Annotated in this window: 13 protein-coding genes; 5 read left to right on the top strand and 8 right to left on the bottom strand. The window is 72.7% G+C overall.

What is annotated here, in order from left to right; genetic code table 11:
• Positions 1-69 precede the first annotated feature (69 nt).
• The 4 genes from manA to AYO52_RS01580 form a co-directional block, all read right to left on the bottom strand.
• The gene (manA, locus tag AYO52_RS01595; protein WP_067712274.1) at positions 70-1,290 is read right to left on the bottom strand and encodes a mannose-6-phosphate isomerase, class I; all 1,221 of its coding nucleotides are present in this window, start codon (positions 1,288-1,290) and stop codon (positions 70-72) included.
• A gap of 4 nt (positions 1,291-1,294) precedes the next feature.
• Positions 1,295-2,389 (bottom strand): hypothetical protein, encoded by a 1,095-nt coding sequence (locus tag AYO52_RS01590; RefSeq protein ID WP_067712272.1) that lies wholly within the window; start codon positions 2,387-2,389, stop codon positions 1,295-1,297.
• A complete protein-coding gene (locus AYO52_RS01585) occupies positions 2,382-3,758 on the bottom strand; it encodes a phosphomannomutase/phosphoglucomutase (protein WP_067712269.1) in 1,377 nt (458 codons plus the stop codon). The genes AYO52_RS01590 and AYO52_RS01585 overlap by 8 nt, the downstream gene beginning before the upstream one ends.
• Positions 3,759-3,851: 93 nt before the next feature.
• The gene (locus AYO52_RS01580) at positions 3,852-4,364 is read right to left on the bottom strand and encodes a DUF3499 domain-containing protein (RefSeq protein ID WP_067712267.1); all 513 of its coding nucleotides are present in this window, start codon (positions 4,362-4,364) and stop codon (positions 3,852-3,854) included.
• Positions 4,365-4,531: 167 nt separating this feature from the next.
• On the opposite strand from AYO52_RS01580, the gene AYO52_RS01575 reads away from it, so the two are divergent.
• Complete coding sequence (locus AYO52_RS01575) at positions 4,532-5,053, top strand: metallopeptidase family protein (RefSeq protein WP_333934346.1); 522 nt, start codon at positions 4,532-4,534, stop codon at positions 5,051-5,053.
• Positions 5,054-5,136: 83 nt separating this feature from the next.
• On the opposite strand, the gene AYO52_RS01570 is transcribed toward AYO52_RS01575, so the two are convergent.
• Complete coding sequence (locus AYO52_RS01570; protein WP_067712264.1) at positions 5,137-5,448, bottom strand: WhiB family transcriptional regulator; 312 nt, start codon at positions 5,446-5,448, stop codon at positions 5,137-5,139.
• Between the two features lie 335 nt (positions 5,449-5,783).
• Here AYO52_RS01570 and AYO52_RS01565 point away from each other — a divergent pair, with 335 nt between their 5' ends.
• Together AYO52_RS01565 and AYO52_RS01560 are read left to right on the top strand one after the other, a co-directional pair.
• Positions 5,784-6,863 (top strand): 2-phospho-L-lactate transferase CofD family protein, encoded by a 1,080-nt coding sequence (locus AYO52_RS01565; RefSeq protein ID WP_067712261.1) that lies wholly within the window; start codon positions 5,784-5,786, stop codon positions 6,861-6,863.
• A complete protein-coding gene (locus AYO52_RS01560) occupies positions 6,860-8,326 on the top strand; it encodes a coenzyme F420-0:L-glutamate ligase (protein ID WP_067712259.1) in 1,467 nt (488 codons plus the stop codon). The genes AYO52_RS01565 and AYO52_RS01560 overlap by 4 nt, the downstream gene beginning before the upstream one ends.
• Before the next feature lie 98 nt (positions 8,327-8,424).
• Here AYO52_RS01560 and AYO52_RS01555 read toward each other — a convergent pair whose 3' ends face one another.
• Complete coding sequence (locus AYO52_RS01555) at positions 8,425-9,540, bottom strand: sugar phosphate nucleotidyltransferase (RefSeq protein WP_253701730.1); 1,116 nt, start codon at positions 9,538-9,540, stop codon at positions 8,425-8,427.
• A gap of 95 nt (positions 9,541-9,635) precedes the next feature.
• Positions 9,636-10,514 (bottom strand): glycosyltransferase family 2 protein, encoded by an 879-nt coding sequence (locus AYO52_RS01550; protein WP_067712256.1) that lies wholly within the window; start codon positions 10,512-10,514, stop codon positions 9,636-9,638.
• A gap of 111 nt (positions 10,515-10,625) precedes the next feature.
• Here AYO52_RS01550 and AYO52_RS01545 point away from each other — a divergent pair, with 111 nt between their 5' ends.
• A complete protein-coding gene (locus tag AYO52_RS01545) occupies positions 10,626-12,200 on the top strand; it encodes an LCP family protein (RefSeq protein ID WP_067712253.1) in 1,575 nt (524 codons plus the stop codon).
• 59 nt (positions 12,201-12,259) lie between these two features.
• Entirely contained in the window at positions 12,260-12,946 is a 687-nt protein-coding gene (locus AYO52_RS01540; RefSeq protein ID WP_067712250.1) for a TIGR03089 family protein, read from the top strand.
• 188 nt (positions 12,947-13,134) lie between these two features.
• Here the strand turns inward: AYO52_RS01540 and AYO52_RS01535 are convergent, their stop codons facing one another.
• Positions 13,135-14,304 (bottom strand): acyl-CoA dehydrogenase family protein, encoded by a 1,170-nt coding sequence (locus tag AYO52_RS01535; RefSeq protein WP_067712247.1) that lies wholly within the window; start codon positions 14,302-14,304, stop codon positions 13,135-13,137.
• Positions 14,305-14,472 lie beyond the last annotated feature (168 nt).

The following is a 14,472-nucleotide window of genomic DNA, read 5'->3' as shown; positions in this document are numbered from 1 at the left end:
GCTCCTCGTTGACTCGCGAAAGACTTCCGCCCCACACTAGCGGGACGGCCCGCCGGGGTGTCGGCCCCGTCACCCGCCGGCGACGCGGGTCCGGAACACGGTGGCCCCGGCGGTACTGCGCAGACACACCCGGGAGGTCGAGGCCGGTACCCACACGGCCCGCCCGGGCGCGAGGGCCTCGCTCGTCCCGTCGGAGTCCACGACCGCCTCGCCGGAGGTGCACAGCAGCACCTCGGGGCCCTCCGGTCGCCAGGCGGCCGGGTCGCCGTCGGCCGGCACGTCGATGCGCGACAACGCGAAATCGGGTTCGGGCGTGGGGTAGTCGACCTCGCCGGGGATGTCGCGGTCGGCCTCGACCGCCCGGACGGTGGGGTCTGCGAGCGGGCTGAACTCGAGCACCCGCATCAGTTCGGGGACGTCGACGTGCTTGGGGGTCAGGCCGCCGCGCAGGACGTTGTCCGAGTTGGCCATGACCTCCACACCGACGCCCCGTAGGTAGGCGTGGAGTTGCCCGGGCCCCAGGTAGACGGCCTCGCCCGGCTGGAGGACGACCCGGTTGAGCAGCAGCGCACCCAGGACCCCCGGATCGGTCGGGTACCGCTCGGCGAGTTCGGTGATCGTCGCGGCCACCGGGGACCACGGCCCCTCGACCCCGTGGTCGGTGAGGTAGGACACCGCACAGGTCACCAGGTCGGGCACGACGCCGGCCAGTACGACGTGCGGCATCGTGACGAAGGTGGTGAAGACCGCGCGCAGACCCTCGGCGTCGGGCTGCCCGGCGAGCATGTCCCGGTAGGGCTTCAGGGACGCGACGCCCAGCGCGTCGAGCAGTGCCACCGTGCGCTCCACCGGGCGGAAGCCCACGAGGGCGTGGAACTCGGTGAGCGCGACGAGGATCTCGGGCTTGTGGTTGACGTCGCGGTAGTTGCGGTCCGGCGCGTCGACGGCGATCCCGCGCGCGTCCTCCGCCGCGAAACCCTCACGCGCCTTCTCCGGGGACGGATGGGCCTGGAGCGACAGTGCCTGTTCGGCGGAGAGCAGCTTGACCAGGAAGGGCAGTCCCCCGCCGTGCTCGGCCAGCACCCGCGGGCCCAGCTCGCGCTCGGGGTCGGCGGCGATCCGTGCGTCGAGGCCGCGACCGTCCGAGCACCGCGAGGAGCCGGAGTCGTGCGCGCCGAACCAGTGCTCGGCGACGGGGTGGGGCGCCGGCGAGGTGATCCCGCACAGCTCGGGAAGCGCGGTCCGGGAGCCCCAGGCGTAGGCCTGGACCACCGGTTCGAGTGCGACCACGGACCTACAGACCTCCGACGAGGAGGTAGGCGGCGGCCAGTTCCGTGCGGGCCATGAGCGCTGCCACCTTTCCGCTCAACGGGGCCGGGGCGTCGCCGGCCGTGTCCCGACCGCGATCGGTGATCCACTCGACATCCGCGAGCGGGCCCGCGGCCAGCCGGACGATCTCCTCGTCCGCGCCCAACACCATACCGACGTACCTGACGGGCAGATCGTCGCGTGGTCCGTCCAACTCCTCGTCGTGGAACAGGCTCGCCAGCGGATCCGTCGGCAGACGACCCTGGGCGCGTTCGGCGTGCGCACGCACCGCGTCGGGGACCGAGGACGCGGCCGTGACCCTGCCGGCGTCGCAGAACGCGGCGACCGCGCGGTCACAGTAGGCCGCGGACACCGGGTCCGAGTGGATCCACACGAGAGGATCACGGCCCGCCACCGATGTCGCGAGCAGCTTCGCCGGGTTGACCGGGGTGGCCAGTTCCGGGCCGAGCCCCTCGAGTTCGATGTCGACGGCGTCGGCCGCAGCGGCCACGTCCAGGCCCCGGGCGCCCAGCGCGGCGAGCACGGCCATCCCGGCCGCCAGGTGGCGCAGCACACCACGGTGGGGCGGCACGTACGGGAGCGGTTCGAGCCACGTGGCCCGGCCGCGGCCGGACTCGGCGACCGGGCCCTCCCGGGGTACGTCCACGATGACGGTCGCGCCGCGGCCGGCGGCGGAGTCGATCGCGGTCACCAGTCGAGGGTCGCCGGCGTCGTCCCCGGAGACGAGGACCACGTCGAGAGCGCCGACCCACGCGGGCAGGGTGCGCGCGAGCACCAGCGGGGGGACGGCGGGGCCGCCGCCGATCTCCGCCAGTGCGGCCACCACGCCGGCCGCGTGGCGCGCACGGTCCGACCGCCCGGACACCCAGACCACCGCCCTCGGACGGAATCGCTCGAGCGAGTCGAGCGCGCCACCGCCCGCGGCGGTGGCCACGGTGCGCAACTGGGCTCCCGCCATCGACGCGTGGAGCAGCGCACCCGTGGCGTCGGCGGCGCGCAGCGCCCCGGGGTCGTCGAGGTCGACCCGACCGGCCCCGGTGTCGCTGGTCAGGTCAGGCACGGACGATCGCGAGGACCTCGTCGACCACGGCGGCGACGTCCTCCCTGGTAGGCGCCTCGGCGTTGAGACGCAGCAGCGGCTCGGTGTTGGAGGCGCGCAGGTTGAACCACGATCCGTCGCCGAGGTCCACCGTCACGCCGTCGAGCCGGTCGATGGACTCGGCGCGCTTCGAGAACGCGGAGACGACCTCCTCCATCCGTTCGGTCTGGGCCTCGGCGGAGTCGAGAGTGGAGTTGATCTCGCCGGAGGCGGCGTACCGGGTGTACTCGGCCATGAGCGCCGACAGGGTCCCGTCCTGCCCGCCCAGCGCCGCCAGGACGTGCATCGCGGCGAGCATGCCCGAGTCGGCGCCCCAGAAATCGCGGAAGTAGTAGTGCGCCGAGTGCTCCCCTCCGAAGACGGCACCGGTGTCGGCCATCTGCGCCTTGATGAAGCTGTGCCCGACCCGGGTACGGACGGCGACGCCGCCCTTCTCCTCGACGAGCTCGGGGACGGCCCGGGAGGTGATGAGGTTGTAGATGATCGAGGCGCCCGGGTCCTTGGCCAGCTCACGCTCGGCGACGAGGGCGGTGATGGCCGACGGCGCGACCGGCTCGCCGCGCTCGTCCACCACGAAGCACCGGTCGGCGTCGCCGTCGAACGCCAGGCCGATGTCGGCCCCGCTCTCCCTGACGAGGGCCTGCAGGTCGACGATGTTGGCCGGTTCCAGCGGGTTCGCCTCGTGGTTGGGGAAATTGCCGTCCAGCTCGAAGTACAGCGGCACGATCTCGAGCGGCAACCCGCCCAGGACGGCAGGCACGGTGTGGCCACCCATCCCGTTGCCGGCGTCCACCGCCACCGTGAGCGGGCGGATGCCCGACAGGTCGACTAGTCCGCGCAGGTACTCGCCGTAGCCGTCCAGAACGTCCCGTTCGGTGACGGTGCCGGCCTCGCCGTCGTGGGCGGGGACCCCCTCGATGACCTCGTCCGCGATGGTCCGCAGGCCGGACTCCTGCCCGACCGGCTTGGCGCCGGGGCGGCACAGTTTGATGCCGTTGTAGGCGGCGGGGTTGTGGCTGGCGGTGAACATGGCACCGGGGCAGTCGAGTGAACCGGAGGCGAAGTAGAGCTGGTCGGTCGAGGCCAGGCCGATGGTCACCACGTCCAGTCCCTGGGCGGTCACCCCGTCGGCGAAGGCGGCGGACAGGCCCGGGGACGAGTCCCGCATGTCGTGGCCGATCACCACGGTGCGGGCACCCTCCGAACGCATGAGGCGGGCGAACGACGCCCCGACCTCGCGGACGAAGTCCTCATCGATCTGTTCGCCGACGACACCACGGACGTCGTACGCCTTGATGACTGCTCGGACGGACTCGGCGCTACGTGCCACGTGTTGCTCCAGGGGTGTGAGACGGGTCGGTCGGTGTTCTGCCTGACCCTACCCGCGCCGTACTGGCGGCGGACCGACCTCGCGGGCCGCGGCTCAGCGGGGGGCGGGGCCCGGCTCCGGTCGGCCGTCACCGGACCCGCCGGCCCCGGCGTCGGGCGCGGTGGCCATGTCCGGCACGACCCGCAGGTGGGGACGTCCGGTCGCGCCGGAGGGGCCGGTGGCGGGGCCGGACCCGGCCTCCGTGCGGCTCCGTGCGTCGTCGAGGACCGGCCCGGGATCGGAGACACCGAGACGACGCAGGCGATCGGCGTCGACCAGTGCGGCGCCGGTCCTGCGCCCGCCGACCGGGCCGCCGGTGACCGCGTCGAGCAACGCCGTGAGGTCCGAGTCCTCGGCCGAGGTGTCGATGTCCGGGTGGCGCACCAGGTCCCAGCCCCGGGGGGCGGTGATGCGCAGTGCGTGGGCCGCGCAGAGATCCCAGGCGTGCGGCTCGCGGACCGCGGGCAGCGGGCCGATGACGGCCGTGGAGTCGGCGTAGACGTAGGTGAGCGTGGCGACCGCGCGGTTGGGACATCCCGGACGGCAGCAACGACGGTTCTCACTCACGAGGCCCCAGGGTAGTCCCGCACCCGGGGCGGAGGGGCCGCGACCCGCCCACGCCGGTTCGACGCACCCGCCACGAGCGGGGTTATCCTCGCGCCATGACCCCGACCGCCCCGGTACCCGGACGACCGCCCACCGGCACCGCGATCCCCGGTGCCGGCCAGAGCGACGTGTGCGCCGGCAGCCGGATCTCGGTCCGAGATTTCCCCGGGGACCCGGGGCGTCGCGGCCCGCGTGTGGTCACCTCCCGGCGGGCGGACCGACGCGGGCACGGCCCCCGCGGCCCGATCCTGCCCCCGGAGGTGCCGAGGTGGCGCAGCCGGTCGGCCGAGTTCGACGCTGCCGCGCTCGAGGCGTTCGCGGAGATCGACCAGCACTGGCACTCCCGACTGGTGCATCTGGACCTCGCGGTCGACATGGTGCCCCGCATGCGACTGCGTCCCGGCGAGACGTGGCCCGAGGAGGTCGTGGCCGACGGCGACGTCCCGCTCGCCCGCCTGGTGCCGGCGGGCGTCGACCGCTCGGGGCAGCCGACCCGGGCGCGGCTGGTGTTGTTCCGCAAGCCCCTGTCCCGGCGCACGCCGGACAGCGATGACCTGCGGGACCTCATCTACTCCGTGCTGGTCGAACTGGTCTCCCAGCACCTGGAACTCTCCCCCGACGAGGTCGAGGCCGGCCCCGACGAGAACTGACCGCCCGGTACGGGGCGGTCAGGGGTGGGAGGTGGCGCCGGAAGACGGGGCCGGGTGACGGGCTGGGATGACCCGCCCGCGGCTCACATGACGGCGTCGCGCTTGATGCGCCGCCGCTCACGCTCGGACAGCCCGCCCCAGATGCCGAACCGCTCGTCATTGGCCAGCGCGTACTCGAGGCACTCGGCCTTGACCTCGCAGCCGGTGCAGATCTTCTTGGCCTCGCGGGTCGACCCGCCCTTCTCCGGGAAGAACGCCTCGGGATCGGTCTGCGCGCACAGAGCCCGTTCCTGCCAGCTCTCCTGCTCGTCCTCGACGAACAGGCCGGAGACACCGAGGTCGACCAGGGCCAGCTCGGGTCCCGCGACGGTGCGTGACTGTCGATCCACGGTCATCCCTTCGTGTTGCATGTTCGTGCGCGATGGTCCGCGTCTAAGTGCCCGTCGCCGACACGGCCGAGGGAGCCCTGCCGGATCGCGGATTGTCTGATGTCTGTGCGATGTTTACCGTCACCCACCAGGGAATGACACACCTGTGATTACACACATGCAAGCCGCGTAGGTCAAGTGAAATCGGGGATACCTACCATTTTCCCCACCCGCCGCGGCCGGTGACACGCCGCCGCGATTGTGGCGTGGGACACGTCCCCGGCGCGCCCGCCACCCTCCCGGACCGGGCCTGTCCAGCCCACCGGCGCGGCGTCGCACGCACCGTCACTACTCTCGTCCGTGTGAAGATCTGTGTTCTGGCCGGCGGCGTCGGTGGCGCCCGTTTCCTGCTCGGCGCCCGCCGACTACTCGGACTGGACGCCGAGTCCGCCCGAGCGGGTTCGCCGCATCGTATCGACGCGGTGGTCAACGTCGGCGACGACGCCTGGATGCACGGGGTCCGCATCTGCCCCGACCTCGACACCTGCATGTACACCCTCGGCGGCGGCATCGACCCCGAGCGCGGCTGGGGCCACGCCGGGGAGACGTGGAACTGCCGGGACGAACTCGCGGCATACGGCGTGCAGCCCGACTGGTTCGGGCTGGGCGATAAGGATCTGGCCACCCACCTGGTGCGCACGCAGATGCTCGACGCCGGCTACCGGCTCACCCACGTCACCGAGGCGCTGTCGACCCGCTGGTCCCCCGGCGTCCGCCTGCTGCCCGTGACCGACGACCGCTGCGAGACGCACGTGGTCGTGACCGGCGGCACGGCCGACGACGGGACCGGCGCGGGCGACGCGGCGACCCCCGGCGACGGCCCCGACGCGGACGCCCCCGGCCCGCGGGCGATCCACTTCCAGGAGTGGTGGGTCAAGCACCGGGCGCAACTGACGCCTTCCGGCTTCGTGCAGGTCGGCGCCGATGCCGCCACGCCGACCCCGGAGACGCTCGAGGCGATCGAGACGGCCGACCTCGTCGTCGTCGCCCCCTCCAACCCCGTGGTCTCCGTCGGCGCGATCCTCGCGGTGCCCGGGATCCGCGCCGCGCTGCGGTCCACCCCCGCCCCCGTGGTGGGCATCAGCCCGGTGATCGGCGGGGCGGTGCTGCGCGGCATGGCCGACACGTGCCTCACGGCGATCGGAGTCGAGACCTCCGCGACGGCCGTGGCGCGCCACTACGGCGCCCGCTCCGGCACCGGCCTACTCGACGGCTGGCTCGTGGCCCCGGGCGACGCGCCCGCCGACGGCTCCGGCGCGGTCGACGGCGTCGCGATCCGGGAGGTCCCGCTGCTCATGACCGACCCCGACGCCACCGCGGACATGGTCGCCGCCGCGATCGACCTGGCCGGCCTCGAGGTCCCCGCCCGGACCGACCGATGACCGACGGCGCGCTCCCCGAGATCCGCCGCTGGACCGTCGGACACGCCGCGCCCGCGGACGTCGTCATGTGGGCACCCGACGGCCTGCCCGAGTTCCGGCCCGGTGACGACCTCGCGCGCGCCCTCGCCGACGCGCTCACCGCCGACCGGCACGGCCTCGTCGACGGCGACGTGGTGGTGCTGACCTCCAAGGTGCTGTCCAAGACCGAGGGGCGGATCGTTCCCGCCCCCACCGACCCGGACGAGCGCGACGCCCTGCGCCGGCGGCTCGTGGACGCCGAGTCGGTCCGCGTGGTCGCGCGCGTCAACCGCACGCTCATCACGGAGAACCGGCTGGGGATCGTCCAGGCCGCCGCCGGGGTCGACGGCTCCAACGTCGAGGCCCGCGAGCTCGCGCTGCTCCCCGAGGATCCTGACGCCTCCGCCGCCGCGCTCGCCCGCGAACTCCGACGCCTCACCGGCGCGCTCGTCGCCGTCGTCGTCACCGACACGATGGGGCGGGCCTGGCGCACTGGCCAGATCGACATGGCCATCGGCGCCGCCGGACTGCGGGTGTCGGTGGGGTACGACGGCGCCGTGGACCGCCAGGGCAACGAACTGTTGGTGACCGACGTCGCCGTGGCCGACGAGATCGCGTCAGCGGCGGACCTGGTCAAGGGCAAGCTGGGGGCCCGGCCCGTGGCCGTGGTGCGCGGGATCGGGCACCTGCTGCTGGACGACGGTGACGACAGAGACGGTGACGACAACGGCAACGACGACCACGGCCGCGACGACCACGAGGTGGACGTCCCCCGGCGGGCCCGTGACCTGGTCAGGGACGGGTACTCGGACCTGTTCCGGTTGGGCACAGCCGAAGCGGTGGCGCTGGGGCGGCGGGAGGCCGTTCCCGCCCGTCGCTCGGTGCGACGGTTCTCCGACGAGTCCGTCGACGCGGACCTGTTGGCCGGCGCCGTGGCGGATGCGCTGACCGCCCCCGCACCGCACCACTCCACGCCCGTCCGGTTCGTGCGCGTCGCGGGCCACGCGCGCATGCGGCTGCTGGACGCCCTGCGCGCGGACTGGGAACGCGACCTGCGCGCCGACGGGCACACCGGCGAGATCCTGGCCCGTCGACTCGGGCGCGGTGACCTGCTGCGCACCTGCCCCGAGCTGATCCTGCCGTTCGTCGACGACGACGCCGGAGCACACGACTACCCGGACGCCCGCCGCGCCGCCTGCGAGGAGACCATGTTCACCGTCGCCGGAGGTGCCGCGGTGCAGTCGCTGCTGGTGGCGCTCGCCGCGCGCGGCCTGGGCTCGTGCTGGGTGGGGTCGACGATCTTCGCCGCCGACACCACCCGCCGCGAACTGGGGTTGCCGGGCTCGTGGCGGCCGCTCGGTGCGGTCGCGGTGGGCGTGCCCGCCGAGACGGTCCCGCCACGCGATCCGCGGCCGGCCGGCGACGCGTACCTGACGATCGAGTGAGTCGGTAGCCGCCATGAGCGCCACCTATCCGATGTCGCGCCACCTGCCGGATCCGATGGGTGGCGAGACATCGGATGGGTGGCGAAGGCCGGCCGGGCCTACATGTCGGTGGAGTAGCGGATCCCGCCGTCGGGGATCTGCACCCCCGGCCACACGCGGGCACCGCGCAGGAGCTCGCAGCGGGCACCGATGTCGGCGCCGTCACCGATCACGCCGTCCCGGATGAGCGCCCGGTGGCCAATTCTCGCGCCGAATCCGACGATCGAACGCTCGACCGTCGCCCCGGCCTCGATGCGGGCACCGTCGAAGACGACCGCGCCGTCCAGTCTGGCCCCGGCCCCGATCTCCGCGCCGCGCCCCACGACGGTCCCGCCGACCAGGACGGCGCCCGCCCCGATCCCGGCACCCTCGTGGACCAGGGACTCCGCCGCGTGGCCGTCGAGCGCCGGCGACGGGGCGATGCCGCGGACCAGGTCCGCCGAGCCGCGCACGAAGTCCTCCGGCGTGCCCATGTCCCGCCAGTAGGCGGAGTCGACGAACCCGTAGACGCGCCGGCCCTCACTGAGCAACTGGGGGAAGGTCTCACGCTCGACCGACACCGGCTGGCCCTCGGGGATCTGCTCGATGAGCTCACGGCGGAACACGTAGCAGCCGGCGTTGATCTGGTCGGTCGGCGGATCCTGGGTCTTCTCCAGGAAGTCCTGGACGCGCCCGTCGTCGTCGGTGGTGACGCAGCCGAACGCGCGCGGATCGGAGACGCGGACCAGGTGCATCGTCAGGTCGGCGTTCTTCTCGTGGTGCAGGGCGAGGATTTCCCGCAGGTCGGTCCCGCCGAGGACGTCGCCGTTGAACACCATGACCGTCGAGGCGGTGAGCTCGGACAGGACGTTGCGGATGCCGCCGCCGGTGCCCAGGGGTTCGGTCTCCACGACGTAGGAGATGTCCAGGTCCAGGGCCGACCCGTCGCCGAAGTACTCCTCGAAGACCTCGGCCTTGAAGGAGGTCCCCAGCACGACGCGCCGGATGCCGGCCGCCCGGATCCGGGAGAGCAGGTGGGTCAGGAAGGGCAGGCCCGCGGTGGGCAGCATCGGCTTGGGCGCCGAGATCGTCAGGGGCCTGAGCCGGGTGCCCTTGCCGCCGACCAGCACCACCGCCTCGGTGTCCGCGATCAGGTCGTCGTCGGCGGTGGCACTCCCGGGGGTCGTCGAGGTCACGGTGAAGGCTCCTGCTGTCGAAAGGGCCGCGGGCGGGGGCGCGCTCGCCCCGCTCCGGTGGCCGGTGGATGGGTCTCGGTTCCGGGGTGTCGGGCTCAGCCCGCGGCGCGCCGGGCGGACCGGATCGCCAGGCGACACCGCAACTCCAGGCCCGCTTTGAGCGCCCAGCGTATCGGTGCCTGCCAGGCGTGTGGGTGCCTGTCCGCCTGGAACAGGTACGCGCTGCGGTGGTGCGCCCGGAGGGTGAACTCCGGCACCGCGTTCGCAGCGTGACCCTGGTCGTGGTGGATGACGGCGGCGGGCACGTAGACGTTCTGCCACCCGGCCCTGCCGAGACGGTCGCCCAGGTCGATGTCCTCGAGGTACATGAAATACCGCTCGTCGAACCCGCCCAGGGCATCGAACGCCGCCCGGCGCAGCAGCAGGCATGAACCCGACAGCCACCCGGCGGCCCGCTCGGTCTCCATGTCCGCGTCGTCGAGGTATCCCGCCGTCCACGGGTTCCGCGGCCACACCTGGCCGAGCAGGGCGTGGCCGATCCCCGCGCCCAGACGTGGGACCGCCCGGGCGGACGGGTACACGGACCCGTCGGTCTCGGAGATCCGCGGGCCGAACGCGGCGGCCCGCGGCCAGCGTGCGGCGGCGGCGAGGAGCTCGTCCACCGACCCGGGTTCGAAGGTCACGTCCGGGTTGACCACCAGGACGAACTCCTGGTCGAAATCCTCCGGCCGGCCAGCGATCAGCGTCACCGCCCGGTTGATGGCGGTGCCGTACCCCAGGTTGTCGCCCGTGGGGAAGAACTCGGCGAACCCGTACTCCGCCGCGACCTCCTCCGGCACCCCGTCCGTCGACCCGTTGTCCGCCATCACCAGGCCGACCTGCCGGGTCGTGGCCGCGGGGAGGGTCTCGACGAAGCTGCGGAGGTGGTCGCCCGGCGAGTACGTCACCGTCACGACGGGTAGTCGGGTCGTCACGCGAAACACTCTACGACGCACCCCACGGATTCCGACGCCCGGCGCGCGGCGCGGTACCGTTGATCATCATCGGCGGCCTCGAGCGGCCCTACTCGACGACAAGGACGGTGGATGAGCGCCGAGCTGCCAGCGACGCCCCGTCGTGCCCCCGGCCGGGCACGGAGACGGCGTCACGCCACCCCGGCCCGCCCGGTCGCGTACCGGGTCGGTCGCGTCGTGGCCGCCCTCGTCTCCGCCCTGTGTCTCCTGATCACCGGCGTCGGGTGGACCCTGTTCAACGGACTCAGCTCGGACCTGACCTCCGCCGGCGGTCTCGACGTGGGTGACGGTGGCCTCGACGGCGCCGTCGACATCCTTCTGGTGGGCACGGACAACCGGACCGACGCGCAGGGCAACCCCCTCAGCCAAGAGGAACTGGCCACGATCCGGACCGGCGAGGAGGAGGGCGAGAACACCGACACGATCCTGCTCATCAGGATCCCCGAGGACGGCAGTTCCGCCACCGCGATCTCCATCCCCCGCGACGTCTACGTGGAGACCAGCTCGGTCGGCGGGAGCAAGATCAACGGCGTCTACGCCGCGAACAAGGAGGCCCATCTCGAGCGTGCCGTCGCGTCCGACCCGGACGGTGAACTGACCGAGGAGGACCAGCGCGCCGCGGTCAAGGCCGGGCGCAACGGCCTCATCGGCGCCGTCGAGGATCTCACCGGCGTCCAGGCCGACCACTACGCCGAGATCGGCCTCCTGGGGTTCGTGCTGCTCACCGACGCGGTCGGCGGCGTCCCCGTCTGCCTCAACGAGCCGGTCGACGAGCCGCTGTCGGGCGCGAACTTCCGTGCCGGCGTCCAGACGGTCTCCGGATCGGACGCCCTGAGCTTCGTGCGCCAACGCCATGACCTGCCCGCGGGCGACCTCGACCGGATCGTCCGTCAGCAGGTGTTCATGTCCCAGCTGGTCAAGAAGATCCTCTCCGCCGGCACCCTGGCCGACCCCTCGAAACTCGGTGCGCTGGTCGACGCCGCCAAGCGGTCTTTCGTCATCGACGAGAACTGGGACTTCGTCGACTTCGCCATGAAGCTCCAGGACATCAGCGGCGGCAACGTCCGATTCGAGACCATCCCGGTCACCAGCATCGACTCGTTCACCGAGTGGGGCGAGTCCATCGTCACCGCCGACCCCGCCGAGGTGTCGGAGTTCGTGGCCGGTTTCGCCAGCACCGAGGATCGGGAAGCGGACGCCGACGCCACCACCGATCCGGAGCAGACCCCCACCGACGCGCCGGGGCCGGACCCCGCCGAGGTGACGGTCTCCGTGGTCAACACCACCGCGATCGACGGTCTGGCCGCGCAGGTCTCCGGAGCCCTCACCGAACTCGGCTACACCGCAGGCGACCTGCTCACCGACCCGGCCGCCGCCTACACCTCGCACGTCGCCGCAGCCTCCGCCGACGACGACGCCGCCTTCGCCGTGTCGGAGGCCCTCGGCGGCCTGCCCGTGCAGGTCGACCCAGCGCTGCCCGACGGCTCCGTCCGCGTCGTGCTGGCCGAGGACTACAGTGGCCCCACCGGCGACGCCGCCGGCACCGAGTCCTACTCCCCCACCACCTCCTCCTATGCGCCGCTGCCGCCGTCCATCGCGGATCGCCCGACCTTCGACGCCGGCTCGGACGTGCCCTGCGTCAACTGACCGACTGCGCCCACCGACCGACTGCGCCCACTGACCGACCACCACCCGGGAGGCCCAGAGTGACCACCGCCGCCGACACCGTCCTGCAGCCGCTCCTCGCACTCGACCCGGGAACCCCCATGGTCACCCACTACAACCAGGCCGCCCCGTCACGAGTGGAACTGTCTGTCACCTCCACCGCGAACTGGGCCGCGAAGATCGCCGGACTCCTGCGCGACGAACTCGGGGTGGTGCCGGGCGACGTGATCGTGTGCGACCTGCCCGCGCACTGGCTCACCGCGGGCGTCCTCCTCGGCGCCTGGTGGGCGGGCGCCGAGGTGAGCACAGGGGCCGCGGACGACGCCGTCGCCGTCGTCACCGTCCCCGACCGCCTCGACCGCCACCCCACCGACATCGAGACCCTCCTCATGACCACCGACCCGATGGGCCGCCCGCTGGCGGCCGCCGGCGTCGAGGTCCCCGCGGGCGTCACCGACCTCGCCGAGGCCTGCCGCATCCACCCGGACGCGTTCGTGCCCTCCGGCGGGGGTCCGCTCGCTCTCGACGGCGCTCCGCTGTCCGAACTGGCCGACCCCGCCCTTGCGGGCCGCGCCCTCGTGGCGGGCTCCGATCGCGACGACGTGGTTCAGGTCCTGGCCCGGGTGTTCGCCTCCGGAGGCACGGCGGTGCTCGTCACGGGAGCAGACGCGGACGATCCCGCGGTCGCCGACGTGGCGGCCACCGAACGCACCACGCTCACCCTCTGATCGCCCGGCGCCCGCGACACGCGCCCCAGCGACGCCGCGCCCCAGCGCCCCATCGCCCCAGCGCCCCAGCGACGCGAAAATCCGCTACTCCGATTCCGGATCCGCTCCCCTGATGCGGGTAGCAGATCCGGAATCGGAGTAGCGGATTCGTGGAGGGTGTACCGGTCAGCGGGCCGGCGCCCCGGGCATCAGGCCAGGAGCTGGCGGGCCATGACCATGCGGTTGATCTGGTTGGTGCCCTCGTAGATCTGGGTGATCTTGGCGTCGCGCATCATGCGCTCGACAGGGAAGTCACGCGTGTACCCGGCGCCGCCGAACAGCTGCACGACGTTGGTGGTGACCTCCATCGCGACATCCGAGGCGAAGGTCTTGGAGGCGGCGGCCATGAAGCCCAGCTTCTCGCCACCGGGCGCGGAGCCGCGCTCGGCGTTGGCGGCGGCCGTGTAGACCATCAGGCGCGAGGCCTGCACCTTCATCGCCATGTCGGCGAGCATGAACTGAGTGTTCTGGAAGTCCGAGATCGCGCGGCCGAACTGCTTGCGCTCCTTGGTGTAGGCGATCGCCGCGTCCAGGGCGCCCTGCGCGATACCGACGGCCTGCGCGCCGATGGTCGGGCGGGTGTGGTCGAGGGTCTGCAGGGCGGTCTTGAAGCCGGTGCCCGGCGCGCCGATGATCCGGTCGCCCGGGATGCGGACGTCCTCGAAGTACAGCTCCGCGGTGGGCGAACCCTTGATGCCGAGCTTCTTCTCGGTCTTGGAGACGCCAAAGCCCTCGTCGTCGGCGTGGACCATGAACGCGGAGATCCCGCCGGCACCCTTCTCGGGGTCCGTCACGGCCATGACGGTGTACCAGGTCGACTTGCCGCCGTTGGTGATCCACGCCTTGCTGCCGTTGAGGATCCAGTCGTCACCGTCCTGGCGGGCGCGGGTGCGCATGGCTGCCGCGTCGGAGCCGGCCTCGCGCTCGGACAGCGCGTAGGAGGCCATCTTGCCCTCGGCGATCTCGGGAAGGACCTTCTGCTTGAGCTCCTCCCCACCGGCCAGGATCAGGCCCATGGTGCCGAGCTTGTTGACGGCGGGGATCAGCGAGGACGACCCACAGACGCGGGCGACCTCCTCGATCACGATGCACGCCGCCACGGAGTCCGCACCCTGCCCGCCGTACTCCTCCGGCACGTGGACCGCGTTGAAACCCGAGGCGTTGAGCGCGTCGAGGGCCTCCTGGGGGAACCGCTCGTCCTCGTCGACGGCCGCGGCGTGGGGCTCGATCTCCTTCTCCGACAGGGCTCGGATCGCGGCCCGGAGCTCTTCGTGCTCCTCCGCCGGGCGGTACAGGTCGAAGTCGGGGTTACCGGACATATGCGGGCCTCCATGAGGGATTCGTCGGTGCTGATCGCGCGGCGGGCGCCGGCCAGGTTCTCGCGGAGGGGCCGCTGACGTTCGTCGGCCGCCACTATCGCCGCGGGAGACGCGAGGCCGCGTCCGGCCCTTCAAATTACCAGCCGGAAGTCGGCCCCCGTCGGCGCC

The organism is Dietzia sp. 111N12-1 (assembly GCF_001658045.1).
GTDB lineage: Bacteria > Actinomycetota > Actinomycetes > Mycobacteriales > Mycobacteriaceae > Dietzia > Dietzia kunjamensis.
Note: the sequence above shows the minus strand (reverse complement) of the source record. Positions and strands in the feature narration are given on the sequence as shown.

Excerpts from the sequence above, each read along its gene's own strand:
- AYO52_RS01570 (WP_067712264.1), bottom strand. The coding sequence starts at position 5,448 with ATGACCGTGGATCGACAGTCACGCACCGTCGCGGGACCCGAGCTGGCC.
- AYO52_RS01560 (WP_067712259.1), top strand. The coding sequence starts at position 6,860 with ATGACCGACGGCGCGCTCCCCGAGATCCGCCGCTGGACCGTCGGACAC.
- AYO52_RS01545 (WP_067712253.1), top strand. The coding sequence starts at position 10,626 with ATGAGCGCCGAGCTGCCAGCGACGCCCCGTCGTGCCCCCGGCCGGGCA.
- AYO52_RS01535 (WP_067712247.1), bottom strand. The coding sequence starts at position 14,304 with ATGTCCGGTAACCCCGACTTCGACCTGTACCGCCCGGCGGAGGAGCAC.